Raw genomic sequence first — 21,230 nt, 5'->3', positions numbered from 1 at the left:
CAAATTAGATGTTTAAACGTGAAAACCGTATGCTCATTGCCCTCCCAATCCCTGAACACGGTGACCCCAATGCAGCTTCGGCCGTTCAGGAGCTATTAGGGGGTAAATTTGGTGAAATGTCTACATTGAACAATTATATGTATCAATCTTTTAATTTTAGAAGGAAAGATAAATTAAAGCCTTTCTATGATTTAGTTGCAAGTATTACTGCTGAGGAATTCGGTCATGTTGAACTTGTTTCCAATGCCATTAATCTATTATCTAGGGGGAATACATTTTATACTGGCGATCCGGATGTTACACCATTAAGAGAAGGAAAAGATAGCCGCAATACCTATCAATTTATTGCAACTGCACAAACGGCATTAGCTGGAGATTCAATGGGGAATCCTTGGCGAGGGGATTATGTGTTTAATAGTGGCAATCTCGTACTTGATTTACTACACAATTTTTTCTTGGAAGTTGGTGCCCGCACACATAAAATGCGAGTTTACGAAATGACCGAGCACGAGACAGCACGAGAGATGATCGGTTACCTATTGGTTCGTGGAGGAACTCATGTATTGGCATATGCCAAAGCATTAGAAATCGCAACAGGTGTTGATGTCAAAAAGATGGTCCCCATTCCTAATTTATCAAATAGTAAATTTGATCATGCTCAGAAGTTTGAAGAACAAGGCCTCGATAATGTGCTATATACATGGAACGATGTCGGTCACTACGTTGATATTAAACAAATTTGGAAAGGTGAAAATCCTGAAAACGGTGAAGCATTAGTCGTCAAAGAAGGCGCACCAGAAGGCGCACCTATTCCTCATTTAGAAGATTTGCCTGAAGAATTTGCTCCAGGCATCGATCGAGATGATTATCAACGGATTGCTAAACGCCTAATGGAAAACATGTAAATCTATTAACCTACAGGAAAAACGCTTGACATGAAATGGCTATTTTATAATTTCTAAACCATTTAACAAAATCGGCATAGCTGTTTCAATTAGTTGTTCCGCATCAATGGATTGGTCATTTCTCCATTCATTTATAACGCCATATATCGCCCAACTAAGCATAACAGAGGTTAACCTTAACTCCTTGTCTTTACTTGAAGCGGTATTTTTTAATAAGATATGATAAAATTGATCCGCTAACTCGCGTTTAACCGTCACTTCAATAGAAGATTTAAAGTTATGATAACTACGCTCGCAACGTGATGAAAGATCATTGTGGAACGCAATTAATGATAAGAAGACCTTGCGAATCGCTGCTTTATTTATTTTTTCACAGTCTGATAAACGACTAATCACATGTATCAACAAGTCTTCTTTTAAGGTTTGTTCGATTAAATCATATTTATCTTTGAAATGGTAGTAGAAGGTAGCCCGGTTAATCGTGGCCTCTTCTGTGATATCTTTTACTGTAATCATATCAAAGGATTTCTTGGCGGATAACGTGATAAATGCATCCATTATTAACTTACGTGTTCGCTTAATTCTGGGATCTGTTTTTTTGCCCATATTTCCTACTCCATTCTTTCAACATTTCTTTAAAATTGTTGTTTATACAATATTTCTTGAATTTTATTGGTTGTCTCGAATTAAAAATATCTTTACACTACAAATTATACAGCACTTGGAACTTTTTTAAAAAGATTTGCTCACAACTGGGCAAAGGTGCTGAGAATACTATATCGTTGGGGGACTTTTTAAAATGAATTTACTCGTTGTTAAAGCCAATAATCGCCCGTCTGATCAAGCGATTAGCAGCAAAATGTATGATACATTTATCGAAGAAGTATCTAAAGCAAGTGACCTTAATGTTAAAACTTATGATGTTTTCGCAGAAGATACGCCCGTTCTAGGTCAAGAGCTTTTTAGTGGGTTTGCAAAAGTGGAAGCCCATGAAATACCGTCAGAAAGTGAGCAACGTCTATTAGATGCCAAACAAAAGGCAATGGATTTGTTTAGCGAAGCTGATGTTATTGCCTTCGCCTTTCCACTGTGGAACTTAACAATTCCAGCGAAATTACAAACATTTATTGATTATATCTTCTCTGCTGGGTTCACATTTAACTATGCTGAAGATGGCAGCTTAATTCCATTACTTCCAGAGAAAAAAATCATTTTACTTAATGCACGTGGTGGCGTCTATTCAACACCTGAAACTGCACCAATGGAAATGGCGGTAAACTATATGAAGACCACATTTGCTGGTGTGTTTGGCATGGAAATTATTGAAGAAGTGATCATTGAAGGGCATAATGCTCAACCTGATCAAGCTGAAAAAATTATTAGCCAAGGTCTGGAAGATGTAAAAGAAGCTGCTCAACGATTCATTAATTCTTAAACCATTAAAAGCAGGTAACCCCAATAATCGGTTACCTGCTTTTACTCTAATATAGTCTCATTCGAAGTTGCTTATGTAGATAACGGTAGCAATCCAGATTCTCCATCCCAATCGTGTTTAATCAAAAGCTCACCACAATGTCTCCATTGCATATGTTTGCTTCTGCGACGACGCTTTAACGTAAATCATTTCCACTAACAAACCTTCAATCAGCGGGCATTTTATCGACAGTTATCTGTGATAAATATATTTAAAAGCGAACCTTAACTTGAAACCGTTTCGTACAACGTGGACATTTCGTTTGATGGACACCTCTTTTACGTGGTAAACGTAAAACCGTTTGACAATTTGGACATTTACGATAACGATGTGTACGAATATCTGCTAATCTTTTAACAGCCAACCTTAATTTGGTTTTAATTCGTCTCCAGAACTTAAGGAATTTTTGATTTTCAGCATAGCGTTTACTCACATTTTTAGAGAATACACGATAGATAGCAACAACAATGAGTAACCAGAGCAATAAACCAAAATACGGATTATTGATGCGTTGATTTAAAGCGAGTAATATAAAATATAAAATTAACATCGCCACATACAACTGGTCGACGCCATAGCGTCCTTGCATAAACCGTGCTAACTTTCTTTTTAAACGTTCCATTATTCCACCTCATTTATCCGAACAAAAAAGTAATCTCCGTTAGAGAAAGCTATATACATGGTCATATGTTTTGGGCTAACTTCATTAGTTCTTTTAACTGGACTTGCTCACCAAGTACAATCATAATATCGTCTGTTTTAAGGAGATAGTTTTGTTTAGGGTTAAAAATCATATGATCTTCTTTTTTTGACTTTATCGCAATTAAAATCAAGTCTGTTTCCTCTGCTATATTCGCTTCTTCAATAGATTTTCCAACTAAATAAGAACCTTGTTCTATTTCCACTTCATTTAAATTAAGATCAATATGTCCTGAGTGCGTAATGGTATCCAAAAAGGCAATAACAGAAGGTTTTAATAACATGGAGGCCATCCGGTGCCCACCAATTTCATTAGGTGATACGGTTTTATTTGCACCAGCACGAATTAACTTATCGTGAGAATTAGGTGTAATCGCTCGCGCAATGATGTTCAACTGCGGATTCATTTCTCTTGCGGTTAATACGGTATATAAATTATTAGCATCCGTTGACAGACTGGTGACAAGCCCACTTGCCTTTATGATATTTGCTTCATCTAAAGCTTGATCAGTTGTCGCATCTGCATGTATGACAGCGATTCGATCTTTTTTCAACTCTTCAACTTTATTCACATCCTGTTCAACAACGACAAAATTTGCATTTTGTTGCTGTAAAACATGAATAACTTGACCACCTGTCTCTCCAGCTCCACATACAATAATATGATCGTTCATTTTATTAATCTGTTCTTTCATTTTACGCTCCCTCCATACTTGCTTTACCGTACCCTCAAAAAAATAACGCATAAGTGCTGAACCTGCATAACCGATCACACCAATACTCATAATGATCAGCAGAATTGAAAAAATCTTTGCTTCCGCTGTCATAGGAGCGACTTCACCATAACCTACCGTCGATATGGTTATAGTCGCCATATAAAGAGCATCTATCCATTCCACCTCTAATAATAACAAATAACCTAAACTACCAAAAATAACAAGGACCAAAAGTAAACCAATTAAAAAGAAGATTCTTTTTCTATGTTTCATTTAAAAAACTCCTAAACGAATTTAATGCACACATGTATTACGCCTCTTTTTCAATTTGGTCTTTACATATTTTGCTTTTATATTGATTGGCTAAGCGCAAACCAAAGTCTAAATAGCTTTCTTGTCTTTGTTTCATCTCATTAACGATTTGTTCAGAAGGTAATAGAAGTCGATTGTGTAATTTGTCACGTTCTCTTGCAATGACACGCCGAAAACGATCACTACCATTTGCTTGGTCAATGAATTCAGCAATCTGATTGAGTTTAGTGAATATAGCTTCACCCCATTCATTCAACTCGATTTGTTGGCACTCTGATTTTAAGAGCCTTAAATAAGGTAACCGACCTAATAAAGCAACAAGTTGATGATTTTTACTCGCACGAATCAGTGCTTGGCTAGAGGTCGGATCACTGTCTTCAAATAAACAGAACAAAACAAAGAGATGAACAAAATCGATTTGTGTTTTACTAACTCCCCATTTACTAAACGGATTGATATCCAATAATCGAATTTCTATATATTCAATCCCCCGTTGTTCAAGTGCTTCAATTTGCGATTGATTACCCTTCACTTTCCCCTTAAAACGGACTGGTGCATAAAATTCATTTTCATTTTGTATAATTGACGTACTTAATTGCAGACGTTCTCCATTATATTCTACACCATATTGTCGATATTGTTCACTTTCTGTTGATAATAGTTTCTTAATATCTTGAATATAAGCAGTTAGACTATTATAAGACACTTGATATTGCTCTTGTATTTCCGTTGAATAACCAAACCGACTTGCTCTTAAGGAAGTCGCACACTTTTTAAAAAGCTGTTTTTCTTGGTTTAAATCTTCGCAACCCTCAGAGACTTTCTGCAATTCCTTTTCTATAACCGAATCATAACTTTGATCTGCGACAGGTGAAGCACCAAAAAGATAGATTAATAGCCAGCGATATTTAATAAAATTACGACTTATTTTCATATATACTTTATTTTTAAAAGATACAATATCTTCACCTTGATGAAAATGTTGGTGCAACAGCTGAAGCAAATGATTTCCTAAAGAATAATTATAGTGAATACCTGATATCATCTGCATTTTTTTTCCATAACGTAAGGCAAGACCTTTTCGATATATTTCTTTTTCTTGTCCTTCTAATGAATGATCAAATTTAGCAATGGGAATAGCTTGCTCCTCTGGTAACCGTGGAGGCATACTCATCGGCCACATCCGTTGATCGCCAATCCCCTGATCTGCAATTAAAGAAATTTCCTTTAACTCCGTATACAGACGGTCAATAGATGGATGTGGACGTGTGACAAACTCCAATTGATTCTCAGCAAAATCAACAGTAATTTGACTATTCATCCGTTTATTACCAAATATATCTGGGTGATCAGTTAAAGCAATATGCCCCTCAGTGGTTATTCGCTGCGTTTCTCGTTCGATTCCCCATAATCCTTCTAATAATAACTTCTTCCGATCCGGATGGTCAAACAAACTAATCATCTTATTAAATTTTTCATCCATTATATCCCATCCCTCTATATTTAAGTCACACTTTCTAGTTTATGTACACATCATGCCATTCAGAATCTTATACGATTTTTCATGTCTATTCCCACTTCTTAGCATACCCAAACCTAAGTGTCATTGACAAATATCCACCCTTCCTATACACACTTAATTATAAAACAAAACTTCAATCCGTGGGCGCGGAAGATCGTATACTAAAACCGCCAGATCTTTAAGAAGGATGACAGACTAAGACCGCCACGTCCTGTGACAACGTCTGCATGACCTACATCCTGTAGGCCCACGGATGGTTAGTTGAGTGCCTGGAAGTCTTATTGGTCGACCTTCACTTCTCACTATAAATCTAAAAAGAAAAATAGTGGGTAAAGTAATCTGTCGATCACCTTACCCACTAACCTTAATATGTTTTTTGTAGAGAAAACCATTATAAAGTCCTGTCATTATATAAATAAATAGCTAATACTAAATATACAGCAATGTTTCCAGGAGGGACTAAAATAAAAATTATTCTAACTATGGTTGGTGATATGCCAAAGAATTCAGCTATACCCCCACAAACGCCAAATAAAGCTTTGTTTTCAGATAACCTTAATCTTTTCTCCAATGTAACCCCTCTTCCCACTATTTTGATACAAACTATATTATTATAGTTTATTTCCCTTTACAACCGAAAAGATAGACAAATAATCTAAAGAACCACAGATGAGCATTAATGATTTTAATGTACCTGGAAGATTTGGAGAACGTAGATACAGAATCTATTGGAGCACCGCTGTAGTTAACATGGAGTACTTTATTAAAGCCAAAACTACTAATGGTAAAGTAAGAATCACAGATGCTTCAGGACTTAATGTTACCCTTATAGGTATGACTGAGGAAAATCGTAAATTCACTTGGAATTCAAAAAGAGCTGAGTATACAGGAACTGGTAGAGTATACGTCGGTGTGGGAAGTATAGGCTTGCGTCTAACGGCTGAAACTTCTGGTACAAGAATAAAAACTTCTGCAAGACCCTTTAGTAAAAAGAAGTAGAAGTTAATAATTAAGGTATTCAAAATAGATTTTTACATATAAATATTGGTATTAATCAAATTAGATAATAAAATAATTGTAAAATTGGAATTTTTATAAACAAATTTATAATAGTATTATCAATATGATATTTGTAAATAACTCAACTTTCGCACACTGAAAATAGTTATTCAACCTTGATCGTGTTCAATAGACGCGGTATTCAATAGGCTTGTTGACTTTACTTTTGTATGGATGCACCCGCATGCGACCTTCCCATTACATTTAGCACGTTATTTCGTTCCGAAAAGCAAGGGATTCGCTTTTCGCGGGGATGGCTTCAGCTAACTTGAGTCGCAAACATCACGCCTCAAGTGGATCTTCAGCTCATCCTATTCCCGCAGAAGTCTCACCTCTTGCTTATCTCCACTTAGAATGGGGGTTCATACTGAATGCGTAAGCCCAAACACACGAAATAGAGCGAAGAAGATGTGACACGACTAGAATAAGAAGTTTCTTAATACTGAGACTCCATTCCGATGTCTTGATCTACATGGTGTAAATCTAACGTCCACGGATTGAAATGGCGTTTGGTGAGATCTTGAAAGACAACCATTATTAAGAGAGATGTGACGATTTAGCTGGTGAGATATGTGTAGACTCCTGTGGGAGTAGCGTGAGCTTGAGATCCACTTTGCAAGTGGTTTTGACTTGGCAAAGTTAGCTCAAGCCACGCCCACGGAAAGCGGAACATATCTCACCTGCGCGTCTAAAACGAAAGTTTTATAATCAATCGAAAATCTACATTCAAAGGCAACGCTTATATTTAATATTAGTTCTATCCTTATGCTAGCTTGGCTGAACCTAAAAATTTAGATGAGAAAGTTGAGTAAATAATAAAAGCTACCAGTACGCTAACACTAGTAGCATGATAGAAATGCACCCTTCAAAAGGGTCAGCACTGCCTCGATTATAATAATCGGTGAAAGTAAATGTAACCATTAACGTTTCGTATACTGTCATAATTTCGCTAACTTGTCAATGAGCATTTTTTCAAAGGGCTTTGTTAAAGTTTAATGGTGATATGATAATAAAAATCAGAACTTCTAATTTTAGGAAGTTCTGATTTTTATTATCATCTTACTCCTATAGTTGGAAGATATGCCTTCACAACCGCTAAGGATAAGACGAACCTTTAATCCGTAGGCGTTTTACGGACGGTTATCTATGATAAATACCTAAGATTAATCAATCATGGAGAAGGGATGGAACAATCAATCTTAGAGGGCCCTTAGGAAATGGTTGTCTTTCTAGCACTTGGATCCAAATGACCAGGTAAATATTAATCGATAAACCTTAACTTTTTAATGGCATGGACAGGCCGTCAAATTACTATTTTCTTTTATTCAAATCCTATTCCCTTCGTGCTATAAACACCAATAAGATAAATGGTTAGGCAACTCCAATTGATTTAAAACAGCTTTCAAATCGATCAATAATACAGGTTTATCTTGCACCCAAGTGGATAACTGCTGATTTAATGCAGTGACTAATGACTGATGTGGGACAAGTAAAATAATTACATCTGCATCCAATAGGGTAGAAACGGGAACAAATCGATCTCCAGTTACCTCCTGATACGCTAATGGTGAAACGAGCGGATCTGAAGCCGTTACATTGGCGCCTAATCGCTTCAAGGTTTTAATAACCTCAATTGCTTTAGCGTTTCGTAAATCAGCCACATTTTCTTTAAATGCCACACCTAAAACGTGGACCTTCAAATCTGAAAATTCTCGCTGTTGTTGATCAGCATAGGTCTGAACACGCTTAATCACAAAGTCAACCATCGACTCATTTATTCGTCGTGCTTCCTTTAGAAAAGTGGGAGAATAATTAACGTCTTCAGCTTTTGTTATTAAATAATAAGGATCGACACCAATACAATGACCTCCTACTAATCCTGGTTTAAAAGTAAGGAAATTCCATTTTGTCTTTGCTACCGCTAATACATCTTGAAAGTTAATGTTGAGTTGATCGAAAAGTTGGGACAGTTCGTTCATAAACGCGATGTTAATATCACGTTGCGCATTTTCAACAATTTTTGCTGCTTCGGCTACTTTAATGGTACTTGCCCGGTAAACAGGAGCATCTAATACACTACAATATAATTGCTCTATTTTATCTAACGTTTCTAAATTATAGCCAGAAATGATTTTTCCAATCGTTTTAAAGGTATTTTCTTTATCGCCAGGATTAATGCGTTCAGGGGAATAACCGATTGAAAAATCGCTACCCACCTCAAATCCTGACGCACTAGCCAATAAAGGCAAGCATACTTCTTCTGTTGCTCCTGGATAGACCGTTGATTCATAAATAATAATCGCTCCACGTTTCATATGTTTACCTACTTGTTTTGAGGCCGTCTTTATATAAGACAAATCTGGCTTTTTATCCTCGTCTATTGGTGTTGGCACTGCAATAATAATATAATCACATACAGATAAGGTTTCAATCTGATTAGTAAACTGTAAGGTTGTATCCTTTAATTCCCTTTCATCAACCTCCCCCGTTAGATCTATTGCCATCTTCAGTGCATCGACCTTACCTTTATCAATATCGTATCCAATCGTATGATATTTTTCGGCGAAAGCCAGTGCAGCAGGCAAACCAACATAGCCTAATCCAACAACGCCAACTGTTGAATAGTAGGAACGTACGACAGCTTTATCACTCATCACTATTTTCCTTTCCTATTTATTAAAATCTATTATTTTATATGTGTTTATAACGTCACATGTTCTTGAGTTTATTAAAAAAGGCAGAATCACTAATCCCATTAAATCAATATTTTTACCTATTTAGTGCCGTGCCACAACCCACAAAGCTATCATATGGTAACGCGAGAATGATTCAGAAAGGAGTATGCATAATATGATCCCATTATTAGATTTGCAAACACAATATCAATCTATTGAGGCTGAAATACTAGAAGAAATGAAAGCTGTATTAAGAAGCGGACAATATATTTTAGGTCCTTACGTGGAAAAGTTGGAGCAACAAATCGCTGAAAAAATCGGTGTTAATGAGGCAATCAGTGTAGCAAGTGGTACGGATGCACTCACACTAACACTTATCGCCTATAATATTGGACCAAAAGACGAAGTCATTACTACACCGTTTACTTTTATTGCAACAGCAGAGGCAATCTCACGCGCAGGAGCTACCCCTGTTTTTGTTGATATTGATCCAACGACAGGATTAATTGATGCTAAAAAAATAGCAGATAAAATAACCGCAAAAACAAAAGCAATAATTCCTGTCCAACTCTTTGGCCAGTCTGCAGACATGGATACCATTAATCAAATCGCTAAAGCACATCAGCTTATTGTTATCGAAGATGCTTGTCAGGCATTTGGGGCAACATATAAAGATAAACCCGTCGGTTCATTAGGAGATGCTGGTTGCTTCTCGTTTTTTCCAACCAAGAATTTAGGTGGGATTGGTGATGGTGGCATAGTAACAACAAACGATGAAACGGTCGCTCTTCGGCTTCGGCAATTGCGTGTTCATGGCAGTGATAAGAAGTATTATCATCGTGAAATTGGTGTCAATAGTCGGCTCGATGCGATTCAAGCCGCGATTTTACTCATTTGCCTAAAACATATCGACAGATGGAATGAACAAAGAAGAAAGCTTGCCTATCATTACACGCAACACTTGAAAATAATTGATAACATAACATGTTTAACCGAAGCTCCAGACAACAAACATGTCTACCATCTATTTTGCTTAAAAAGCTCTAACCGAACAGCAATTATGGAAGCATTAAGTGCTCATGATATTGCCTCAGCTATTTATTACCCGCTTTGCTTACATTTGCAAGAAGCCTATCAGTTATTAAATTATAAATTAGGGGATCTCCCTAATGCTGAGCATTTATCAGAAACGATCTTTTCGGTTCCACTTCACCCATTTTTAAGTAACGAGCAACAAACTCAAGTTATTGAAGTGATTAGAGAGGCTGCTCAATCATGAAGAAATTACGAGTAGGTATAATCGGCTGTGGCTTTATCGCTGAAAAACACGTAAAAACATTGAATCGTTTATCAGAACAATTCACGTGTTACGGCTTAGTCGACCAAAAGCTAGAAAGAGCAAAAGCTGTTAATAAACTCATTTATCAACCAGTAGAAGAACTCACTTTATATACAGATTACCAAGCGCTAATTGAACGAACAGACATCGATGTTGTTATCATAACTGCTCCATCCTTTTTACATGGAAAAATGGTTATAGACAGTTTATTGCATGATAAACATGTTATTGTCGAGAAACCGCTCAGCTTATCTTTAGAAGAAGCTGACCATATTATTGCGTGTTCAAAAAAGACAGGGAAGCACGTGCTCGTTTGTCACCAGATGCGTTATCGACCACTTTTCCAAAAAATCAAATCACTTTTCGACAAACATCAATTTGGTCAACCTTATCTTGCTACTTCCTCTATTTTGCTTAATAGATCCGAGCAGTATTATAAAGAAACCGATTGGCGTGGCACATGGCAATATGATGGTGGGATGTTACTGAATCAAGGGTTACATGTAGCCGATTTACTAATCTGGTATTTGGGCGATATTGATTGGATTTTTGGAAAGACAACAAATTTTTCGACATGGAAAGAAACAGAAGATCTTGCCCTCAGTATGTTTAAATTTAAAAATGGTGCTTACGGAAGCGTAACGGCTACTTCACAAGTACAGCCACATAATTTAGGTTATCAACTACAGTTTATTTGTGAAGATGGCACATTGGCGATAAACGGACCTGCCCTAAATCATATTGAACACTTTCACATTAAGCATCAACGGATGTCCGCAGACAAATTAATAAATATCTCAACTGACACTGACGACCGTTATTATATGTATCAAGATTTTTATCAAGCATTAACTGATGAAAAGCATCAACCATTGATGACTGCTTCAGAGGCGAAAAACGTACTAAGTTTCATTTACAGCCTTTATCAAGCTGATAAGATTAATCAAACGGTTTATCCACCGCTAACAACTTTTTCTACTATGAATATGAAAGAAAAGGATGGTGAGCATAATGATAAGTAAATCTGCTTATATAGGCGAACAAGTCAAACTCGGTGAAGGTGTCATTATTGAAGATGATGTCTTTATTGGGGATTACGTTTCAATTGGGCACCACGTTGTAATCAAGAAAGGAACGATCATTGGAGACTATGCAACGATTGGAAATTTCAATTCATTAGGGCAGCAACCTTCCGGAAACAAGAATATGATTACCTCAACCGAGCAGCATTATGAGCCTTTATTAATTGGAACTGGTGTTAAGACCGGTGATCATTGCGTTATTTATTGTGCTACGATTCTTCATGATCATACCTTTATCGGTGATTTAGCAAGCATTCGAGAACACGTTATTGTTGGAAAAGAAAGCGTTATTGGACGACAATCGATTATTGAAAACCATACGATCATTGGTGAAAAAGTAACGATCCAAACTGGCTGCTATGTAACTGCTCATATGCTTATTGAAGATAGAGTCTTTCTTGGACCATGTTGTTCAACTTCAAATGATAAATATATGCGATCCGGTGGAAATGCTTTAAAAGGACCTGTTATAAAAAAGGGAGCTAAGCTCGGTAATCACGCTACTTTATTGCCAGGCGTTGTGATAGGAGAAAATGCTTTAGTTGGAGCAGGTACGACGGTAGTAAAAGATGTACCACCCTCTCAAACTGTAATCGGTCCACCCGGACGAATCAAATCTGTTTAATAAAACGAACCTTCATCAGTAGATGTTTTCGTTCTTCGCCCGCTGATTGAAGGTTCGTTGAGTGGATCAGGACATTAGCGTCCGTTATCACCCACCTCAATCAATTTGCTCTATTCTCGATTTTGAGGGGGTTTACGAACGGGTTATCTATGATAAAGCGGAACCTCCCTCAGTGAAGGCTTATATGACTTACTGAGGGGTTCCTGTACATAGAACGCTTCTTAGAAAAAACACGCATAGATCAATTCTAGAAATGCATCTCAAATTTCTTATATTTTGGCATTCAAAGCTTCTACTTCTTCAATTCCAACTACTTTATGAAAGCTTTTTTCTTTTCTAACTTAGAGTAGAGCTGGATTTAACTGCAATTATCCCCATACCATTCGCTTTGCTCAACGTGCAAAACGTCATCAAATATGTTTTTTCAACCTTATCCCTCACTTCCACATCATTTTTGAAATAGAAATTGTACCGCATGTTAATACGGCGTAAGTTACAGCTAGCTCTTTACCTATTTCTTTATTAAACAAATATAATCCATTCACATATTTTTAATTATATACACTCTATTAAGTGAACAGCCTTTTCAGATTAATTCTTTTTACATACTATATGTTGAGCTAAATTTCTATTAACTCTAGTTATTTAGCTTAATTCAACGAAAGGAGGATTTTTATGTCTATTGAAAATTTAATTGCCAATGGTGGGTTTGAAACAGGCGACCTTACCGGTTGGACATTTTTAAATACCATTGCAACCCCAACACAATCGCTTTCAGGTAATTTCTCAGCAAGATTTCCAAGCGGCGCAGCTCAAGCCTTCATTTCTCAAACTGTTCCAGCAAATCCAGGAGAAAACTATCAATTCTTTGGTTCTTTTGCTAAATTCACAACACAACCAAGTCCAATTATCCAAATCCAATTACAATACCTAGACGCAGCCAATAATGTCATTGGTACTGGTCTAGATTTTATTATTCCTTATAACTCATTACCAATCGTGGTGGATGATAATTGGAATACAATCTATCAAACATCAACTGCTGCACCAGCCGGCACAACACAAGCCCAATTAACAATTACCAAACCTACTAGCGCTCTTACTACACCATTTATTTTTATTGATGATGTGGCATTGCTTAGAGCGGATGGCACAAACGGAGCACCTGGACCGACGGGACCGATGGGACCGACGGGCGCTACTGGACCTACCGGCGCTACCGGGCCGACGGGCGTTACTGGACCTACCGGCGCTACTGGGACTACTGGAGCCACTGGACCGACGGGCGTTACCGGACCTACCGGCGCTATCGGACCGACTGGTGTCACTGGACCTACCGGCGCTATCGGACCTACGGGAGCAACAGGAGCTACCGGATCGACCGGCGCTACTGGACCTACCGGCGTTACCGGGCCTACCGGGGCCACCGGAACGACTGGAGCCACTGGGACTACTGGCGTCACCGGAACGACCGGCGCTACTGGATCTACAGGTGCTACCGGGCCTACTGGAGCCACCGGAACGACTGGACCGACTGGCGCTACTGGACCTACAGGGGCCACTGGGCCGACGGGGGCCACTGGGCCGACGGGCGCTACTGGACCTACCGGGGCCACTGGGCCGACGGGGGCCACTGGGCCGACGGGGGCCACTGGGCCGACGGGCGTTACTGGACCTACCGGGCCTGGTATATTTGTATGGGGAGATGAAACAGTCATTTGGGCTGACTCAGCCGCTCCAGGCCCTGGAACCGGAACGCCATCTGATCCTTACAATTCTTTACAAGCTGCTATAAATGCTGCAACCAGCAATGCATTAGCTACCACTTTTGGTATGAGAGCAAGATTAACGATCTTAATTGCAAGTAATTCAGTTTTTGATGAAGATATTGTCATTCCACCCGCCAGACATGTACAGCTACTTGGGTTAGGCCCATGGGTTTTAGGAAACGCTGATTTAGCAAATTTCGGGTCTTCAACTCCAAGAAATATAACAATACAATCTAATCAATCAGCAGAAAATGTCTATTTAACACAAGGACCAGAATTTGTTGCTCGACCTGTTACAGTTGTGGGAACTTTAAATAACGGAACATCGGTAAGCACCCACACCAACTATACCAACGGAGCTATTATAAGTGGAGATATTATTTTTCAAAATACTGATCCTATAGATCCATTTAATACGATAGAATTTCAACTTCTTAACGCAAGAGTTGAAGGTGGCATAATTGCTGATCCAGTAGATCCGCATTTTGGGATTCTTAACACCTATATATTTAATAGCAGATTAAACAACATGATTAAATCTGGATTAAGAATAAATCGTATGGTAGATACACGCATTGATGGAGAAATTAATGTTACTGGCTACTCAAATATCTTAAATTGTTGGATTCGCGGAAGTGTAACTGTTACTTCAGCTATTTCAGATGTTCCACCAACAGGAGTATATAGCACCCAATTTGATACAATAACTTGGACTGGTCCCCTTGTCCTAGACTCTGAATCAAATTACTACTTTATAAATAGTGCATCTAGTTTGGTCGGGACCAAAACAATTTTATTTAGCATTACCTAAAAATAAAGTAATTGTTTTTAGAAAATAATTACTTTCAATATTTATTAATCTACTAAAAAGCTCGTAATAAAATGGCATACTGTATAATCATTCATAAATACAAAGCCTGAGTATGTACAATTTTTTGTATAAATATACTGCTTTAAATAGAGATCATATAAAAAGGAAGACCCTTTTTATAGAACAAAGCTACTCCACCACATTCACAGAAAATGGGTCTTCCAAATGAACAGCTTACTAGAAACTTACCAAAGTGATCTTGTTTTGTTACAACTGGAATTATATAAGTTTTTGCATAACCGCGATCTCAGCAATAATTCATCAGCTCACAAAGCTGCACTCATTCTTTGCGGTTATCACCATAGTCAATCATAACGTATTTGATCTAGTAGTTGTGCTTCTATTATAATGCTTCAATTTTTATTTTTGAAAATTATGTCCTCCCACCCATATACTATCACTTACTCGCTTCCAATTGTTTGACCACCTAAAAAAATACTAAGAAATGGTCCCAAGGTCAAGGACAAGCAGCTACGCTGTGGCTCAGCGATTAAATAAATTGTTATTATAAACATTTAAATTGATTTTTGTGTTTAATCATTAGCTATTACATCTTATAAATTCACCGTTTTTTACTTCTAAAACTTTATTCACTAGAATTAATATCAAAAGTCAAAATTAAAATTGGACTAAATAAATCAGCTACTCGCCTTGTCCAAAGACAGAACTTCACATACTATATGTTGAGCTAAATTTCTATTAACGCTAGCTATTTAGCTTAATTTAGCGAAGGGAGGATTTTTTATGTCTATTGAAAATTTAGTTGTTAATGGCGGCTTTGAAACAGGTGATCTTACTGGGTGGGCATTTTTAAATACCATTGTAACTCCAACACAGTCTCATTCAGGTATTTACTCAGCAAGATTTGCTAGCGGGACAGTTCAAGCTTTCATTTCTCAAACCGTTCCAGCAAATCCAGGCGAAAGCTATCAATTTTTTGGTTCGTTTGCTAAGTTCACAGCACAGCCTAGCCCGATTATCCAAATTCAATTGCAATATCTAGACGCAGGCAATAACGTTATTGGTACTGGTCTAGATTTTATCATTGCTTACGACACACTTCCTACTGTTGTTGATGATAATTGGAACGAAATCTATCAAACATCAACCGCTGCTCCCGCCGGCACAACACAAGCCCAGTTGACAATTACCAAACCTCCTAGCGCCCTTAACACACCATTTATTTTTATCGATGATGTGGCATTGCTTAGAGCCGACGCCACAAATGGTGCGCCTGGACCTACCGGACCGACCGGCGCTACCGGGCCGACCGGCGCTACTGGACCGACGGGGGCCACTGGACCTACTGGCGTCACCGGACCGACGGGGGCCACTGGACCTACCGGCGTCACCGGACCGACGGGGGCCACTGGACCTACTGGCGTCACCGGACCGACGGGGGCCACTGGACCTACCGGCGTCACCGGACCGACGGGCCCTACTGGACCTACCGGAGCCACTGGGCCTACTGGCGTTACTGGACCGACGGGCGCTACTGGACCTACCGGGGCCACCGGACCTATCGGCGCTACCGGACCGACGGGCGCTACTGGGCCTATCGGTGCTACTGGACCTGCCGGTGTCACCGGGCCGACCGGCGCTACTGGACCTACCGGGCCTACTGGACCGACGGGGGCCACTGGACCTACTGGCGTCACCGGACCGACGGGCCCTACTGGACCAGCAGGAGAAACTGTCACAGAAATATCAGCTTCTGCATCTAACACAACTGGTGAAGTTATCGCAGTAGTATTAGGTGGTACTCCAGTTTCCCTGCCGAATGAACAATCTCTAAACGGTATAACAGTAGATGGAACTGACACTGAATTCACTGTTCCAGAAACCGGACGATATTATATTGCTTATAATGTTAACATTACTGCTTCCTTACTGTTGGGCACACGCATACTAATTAACGGAAATCCAAACACTGCTTCTACTTTAAATCCAGTCCTAACTGCTTCAAGTTTCTCTAATGACTTTATCACACCTCTTACAGCTGGCGATACTATCACTCTCGAACTCTTCGGATTACTTGGTGCAGCAACCTTACAAACTGGAGCTGGAGCGAACTTAACAATTATTCGATTAGAGTAATGCTAGTTAATTTTATTCTATATTTAACTAAGGATGGGGATAGGCTTCACGTATCCCCTCCTTTTAAGATTGATATAAAAATCTAATTATATAACCTTTTCGACAATTTAAAAATTTATAATTTTAAGCACTTCTATTATACGATTTTATAACCACTTGAACGATTGTATCGAGAAAATAGATTAATAAAAGACTTGGGTTTTAATAATTTTAATCACGTTTTATAACATTTACAGCTTTTAAAAAGCAATAGCATGTCAAGGAAATCTTTGAGTTATCAAATACTTTTAACACGTTTACAAACTAGATAACTGATGGTATTTTGTACAGTTTAATTCAGAAAAATTCCTATCATTCATATATTTTATATTTGTTTAAACTCTATCAAGTGAAAAGCCTTTTCAGATTAATTCCTTTTACATACTATATGTTGAGCTAAATTTTTATTAACTCTAGTTATTTAGCTTAATTCAACGAAGGGAGGATTTTTATGTCTATTGAAAATTTAATTGCCAATGGTGGGTTTGAAACAGGCGACCTTACCGGTTGGACATTTTTAAATACCATTGCAACCCCAACACAATCGCTTTCAGGTAATTTCTCAGCAAGATTTCCAAGCGGCGCAGCTCAAGCCTTCATTTCTCAAACTGTTCCAGCAAATCCAGGAGAAAGCTATCAATTCTTTGGTTCTTTTGCTAAATTCACAACACAACCAAGTCCAATTATCCAAATCCAATTACAATACCTAGACGCAGGCAATAATGTTATTGGTACTGGTCTAGATTTTATTATTCCTTATAACTCATTACCAATCGTGGTGGATGATAATTGGAATACAATCTATCAAACATCAACTGCTGCACCAGCCGGCACAACACAAGCCCAATTAACAATTACCAAACCTACTAGCGCTCTTACTACACCATTTATTTTTATTGATGATGTGGCATTGCTTAGAGCGGATGGCGCAAACGGAGCACCTGGACCTACTGGGGCTACTGGACCGACAGGCGCTACTGGACCTACGGGCGTCACCGGATCGACGGGCGCTACCGGACCGACCGGCGCTACTGGACCTACTGGAGCCACTGGACCTACTGGCGTTACTGGACCGACTGGGGCTACCGGACCGACCGGCGTTACTGGACCGACCGGGGCCACTGGGCCGACCGGCGCTACTGGGCCGACCGGCGTTACCGGGCCGACCGGCGTCACTGGACCTACCGGCGTTACCGGACCGACCGGCGTTACTGGACCGACCGGCGCCACTGGACCTACAGGGCCGACCGGCGCTACTGGGCCGACCGGCACCACTGGACCGACCGGCGTCACTGGACCTACCGGCGCTACTGGACCGACCGGCGTTACCGGACCGACCGGCGCTACCGGACCGACCGGAGCCACTGGACCGACCGGCGTCACTGGACCTACCGGCGCTACTGGACCGACCGGCGTTACTGGACCGACGGGAGCCACCGGACCGACTGGGGCTACCGGGCCGACCGGGGCCACTGGACCGACGGGCGTTACTGGACCGACCGGCGCTACCGGACCGACCGGCGTTACTGGACCGACCGGCGTTACTGGACCTACCGGCGCTACCGGACCGACCGGGGCCACTGGACCGACGGGCGTTACTGGACCGACCGGCGCTACCGGACCGACCGGCGTTACTGGACCGACCGGCGCTACCGGACCGACCGGAGCCACTGGACCGACCGGCGCTACTGGACCTACTGGAGCCACTGGACCGACCGGAGCCACTGGACCTACCGGCGCTACTGGACCTACTGGAGCCACTGGACCGACGGGGGCCACTGGACCTACGGGCGCTACTGGACCTACGGGAGCCACCGGACCGACCGGGGCCACTGGGTCGACGGGCGCTACCGGACCGACCGGCGTCACTGGACCGACCGGCGTTACCGGGCCTACTGGCGCTACTGGACCGACGGGGGCCACTGGGCCAACGGGCGTCACTGGACCTACCGGCGCTACTGGACCTACCGGTCCGACCGGCGCTACTGGGCCGACTGGAGCCACCGGACCGACCGGCGCTACTGGACCGACCGGCGTCACCGGACCTACGGGCGTTACTGGACCGACGGGGGCCACTGGACCTACTGGGGCTACCGGACCTACCGGCGCTACTGGACCGACGGGAGCCACCGGACTTACCGGCGCCACTGGACCGACGGGAGCCACCGGACCTACCGGCGCTACTGGACCTACCGGAGCCACTGGACCGACGGGCGCTACTGGACCTACCGGAGCCACTGGACCGACGGGCGCTACCGGACCGACCGGGGCCACTGGACCTACTGGCGCTACTGGACCGACGGGGGCCACTGGACCTACCGGCGTCACCGGACCGACGGGGGCCACTGGACCGACGGGCGCTACTGGACCTACGGGAGCCACCGGACCGACCGGGGCCACTGGACCTACCGGCGCTACTGGACCTACGGGAGCCACTGGACCTACCGGCGCTACTGGACCTACCGGAGCCACTGGACCGACGGGCGCTACTGGACCTACCGGAGCCACTGGACCGACGGGCGCTACCGGACCGACCGGCGTTACTGGACCGACGGGCGCTACCGGACCTACCGGCGTTACTGGACCGACGGGCGCTACCGGACCGACCGGAGCCACTGGACCTACCGGCGCTACTGGACCTACTGGAGCCACTGGACCTACGGGGACCACTGGACCTACCGGCGCTACTGGACCTACTGGAGCCACTGGACCGACGGGCGCTACTGGACCGACGGGAGCCACCGGACCTACCGGAGCCACTGGACCTACCGGCGTCACCGGACCGACGGGGGCCACTGGACCTACTGGAGCCACTGGAGCCACTGGACCTACTGGAGCCACCGGGCCTACCGGCGTCACCGGACCGACTGGGGTCACTGGACCTACTGGAGCCACCGGGCCTACCGGCGCCACTGGACCTACTGGAGCCACCGGACCGACTGGCGTTACCGGGCCGACCGGGGCCACTGGACCTACTGGAGCCACCGGACCGACCGGCGCTACCGGACCTACCGGTGCTACCGGACCGACGGGAGCCACTGGACCGACGGGGGCCACTGGACCGACGGGGGCCACTGGACCTACCGGCGTCACCGGACCGACGGGGGCCACTGGACCTACCGGCGTCACCGGACCTACCGGCGCTACCGGGCCGACTGGAGCCACCGGACCTACCGGGGCCACTGGACCTACTGGACCGACGGGAGCCACTGGACCGACTGGCGCTACTGGACCGACTGGCGCTACTGGACCTACAGGGCCGACCGGCGCTACTGGGCCGACCGGGGCCACTGGACCTACTGGCGCTACTGGGCCGACTGGGGCTACTGGACCGACTGGGGCCACTGGACCGACGGGCGCTACTGGACCGACGGGAGCCACTGGACCGACTGGCGCTACTGGACCGACTGGCGCTACTGGACCGACGGGAGCCACTGGACCGACTGGCGCTACTGGACCGACTGGCGCTACTGGACCGACTGGGGCTACCGGACCGACTGGCGCTACTGGACCGACTGGCGCTACTGGACCGACTGGCGCTACTGGACCGACGGGCGCTACCGGACCTACCGGGGCCACTGGACCGACTGGGCCAATTGGACCTACTGGACCTGCAGCCGCAGACCTATTATTTAATAATGAAGATGGAGCAATTATAGTTTTTGACGATGATACTGTTCCATTAAATACAGAAGTTACAGTTGTCACCGTTGATAACGTCAGTTTGGAAGAAGCTCAAGAAGTGAAAATTGACTATGCTTTATCAATTGAATCAGACAATGATGCAGATAATGTCTTAACCTTAGAAATTAGAACTTACCGTGATACGGATCTTATTCAGACACGTAACTTTACTAGAGGACTATCGTCGGCAGGGACTCAAAACTTCCCTATAGGTAACACTTATGTCGATGTAGCTCCATCAACAGATACGTTTGAATACAGTGTAGTAGTAATCGTAACAACAGCTACTAACGTCAATCTCGTTAATGCAGTTAATAGAGATTTAAACCTCATTGTCTTTACTGAATAATTTAAAAAAGGAA

15 protein-coding genes are annotated in these 21,230 nt (G+C 42.3%); 9 read left to right on the top strand and 6 right to left on the bottom strand.

Annotated elements, in window-relative coordinates; translation table 11 throughout:
* Positions 1-8 precede the first annotated feature (8 nt).
* The gene (locus JOE23_RS11460) at positions 9-905 is read left to right on the top strand and encodes a manganese catalase family protein (RefSeq protein WP_204438519.1); all 897 of its coding nucleotides are present in this window, start codon (positions 9-11) and stop codon (positions 903-905) included.
* Positions 906-944: 39 nt separating this feature from the next.
* Here the strand turns inward: JOE23_RS11460 and JOE23_RS11455 are convergent, their stop codons facing one another.
* Positions 945-1,511 carry a TetR/AcrR family transcriptional regulator gene (locus JOE23_RS11455; protein WP_204438517.1) on the bottom strand — a complete coding sequence of 189 codons (567 nt, stop codon included), beginning with the start codon at positions 1,509-1,511 and terminating at the stop codon, positions 945-947.
* A gap of 193 nt (positions 1,512-1,704) precedes the next feature.
* On the opposite strand from JOE23_RS11455, the gene JOE23_RS11450 reads away from it, so the two are divergent.
* On the top strand, positions 1,705-2,340 hold the full coding sequence (locus JOE23_RS11450; protein WP_204438515.1) for an FMN-dependent NADH-azoreductase: 636 nt from the start codon (positions 1,705-1,707) through the stop codon (positions 2,338-2,340).
* A gap of 250 nt (positions 2,341-2,590) precedes the next feature.
* On the opposite strand, the gene JOE23_RS11445 is transcribed toward JOE23_RS11450, so the two are convergent.
* The 4 genes from JOE23_RS11445 to JOE23_RS11430 all read right to left on the bottom strand — a co-directional run bounded on the left by JOE23_RS11445 (position 2,591) and on the right by JOE23_RS11430 (position 6,199).
* Positions 2,591-3,001 carry a TFIIB-type zinc ribbon-containing protein gene (locus JOE23_RS11445; RefSeq protein ID WP_204438513.1) on the bottom strand — a complete coding sequence of 137 codons (411 nt, stop codon included), beginning with the start codon at positions 2,999-3,001 and terminating at the stop codon, positions 2,591-2,593.
* Between the two features lie 61 nt (positions 3,002-3,062).
* Positions 3,063-4,067 carry a potassium channel family protein gene (locus JOE23_RS11440; protein ID WP_204438510.1) on the bottom strand — a complete coding sequence of 335 codons (1,005 nt, stop codon included), beginning with the start codon at positions 4,065-4,067 and terminating at the stop codon, positions 3,063-3,065.
* Positions 4,068-4,104: 37 nt separating this feature from the next.
* Positions 4,105-5,589 carry a glutamate--cysteine ligase gene (gene gshA / locus JOE23_RS11435; RefSeq protein ID WP_204438508.1) on the bottom strand — a complete coding sequence of 495 codons (1,485 nt, stop codon included), beginning with the start codon at positions 5,587-5,589 and terminating at the stop codon, positions 4,105-4,107.
* Between the two features lie 430 nt (positions 5,590-6,019).
* Positions 6,020-6,199: a PspC domain-containing protein gene (locus tag JOE23_RS11430; RefSeq protein ID WP_204438506.1), complete on the bottom strand. Its 180-nt coding sequence runs from the start codon at positions 6,197-6,199 to the stop codon at positions 6,020-6,022.
* A 98-nt stretch (positions 6,200-6,297) separates the two neighbouring features.
* Here JOE23_RS11430 and JOE23_RS11425 point away from each other — a divergent pair, with 98 nt between their 5' ends.
* Complete coding sequence (locus JOE23_RS11425; protein WP_204438505.1) at positions 6,298-6,627, top strand: DUF5626 family protein; 330 nt, start codon at positions 6,298-6,300, stop codon at positions 6,625-6,627.
* A gap of 1,406 nt (positions 6,628-8,033) precedes the next feature.
* On the opposite strand, the gene JOE23_RS11420 is transcribed toward JOE23_RS11425, so the two are convergent.
* Positions 8,034-9,341 carry a nucleotide sugar dehydrogenase gene (locus JOE23_RS11420; protein WP_204438504.1) on the bottom strand — a complete coding sequence of 436 codons (1,308 nt, stop codon included), beginning with the start codon at positions 9,339-9,341 and terminating at the stop codon, positions 8,034-8,036.
* Positions 9,342-9,537: 196 nt separating this feature from the next.
* Between JOE23_RS11420 and JOE23_RS11415 the strand changes: the two genes are divergently transcribed.
* The 6 genes from JOE23_RS11415 to JOE23_RS11390 all read left to right on the top strand — a co-directional run bounded on the left by JOE23_RS11415 (position 9,538) and on the right by JOE23_RS11390 (position 21,217).
* Positions 9,538-10,641 carry a DegT/DnrJ/EryC1/StrS family aminotransferase gene (locus JOE23_RS11415; RefSeq protein ID WP_204438503.1) on the top strand — a complete coding sequence of 368 codons (1,104 nt, stop codon included), beginning with the start codon at positions 9,538-9,540 and terminating at the stop codon, positions 10,639-10,641.
* A complete protein-coding gene (locus JOE23_RS11410; protein ID WP_204438502.1) occupies positions 10,638-11,723 on the top strand; it encodes a Gfo/Idh/MocA family protein in 1,086 nt (361 codons plus the stop codon). The genes JOE23_RS11415 and JOE23_RS11410 overlap by 4 nt, the downstream gene beginning before the upstream one ends.
* Positions 11,713-12,408: an N-acetyltransferase gene (locus JOE23_RS11405; RefSeq protein WP_204438501.1), complete on the top strand. Its 696-nt coding sequence runs from the start codon at positions 11,713-11,715 to the stop codon at positions 12,406-12,408. Before JOE23_RS11410 ends, JOE23_RS11405 begins: the two co-directional genes overlap by 11 nt.
* Positions 12,409-13,083: 675 nt before the next feature.
* Positions 13,084-14,988, top strand: a complete 1,905-nt coding sequence (locus JOE23_RS11400; protein WP_204438499.1) for an NTTRR-F1 domain — start codon at positions 13,084-13,086, stop codon at positions 14,986-14,988.
* Between the two features lie 804 nt (positions 14,989-15,792).
* Positions 15,793-17,145, top strand: a complete 1,353-nt coding sequence (locus JOE23_RS11395) for an NTTRR-F1 domain (protein WP_204438497.1) — start codon at positions 15,793-15,795, stop codon at positions 17,143-17,145.
* Between the two features lie 490 nt (positions 17,146-17,635).
* On the top strand, positions 17,636-21,217 hold the full coding sequence (locus tag JOE23_RS11390; RefSeq protein WP_204438495.1) for an NTTRR-F1 domain: 3,582 nt from the start codon (positions 17,636-17,638) through the stop codon (positions 21,215-21,217).
* Positions 21,218-21,230: the final 13 nt, after the last annotated feature.

It is taken from the genome of Amphibacillus cookii, assembly GCF_016908375.1.
GTDB lineage: Bacteria > Bacillota > Bacilli > Bacillales > Amphibacillaceae > Amphibacillus_C > Amphibacillus_C cookii.
Note: the sequence above shows the minus strand (reverse complement) of the source record. Positions and strands in the feature narration are given on the sequence as shown.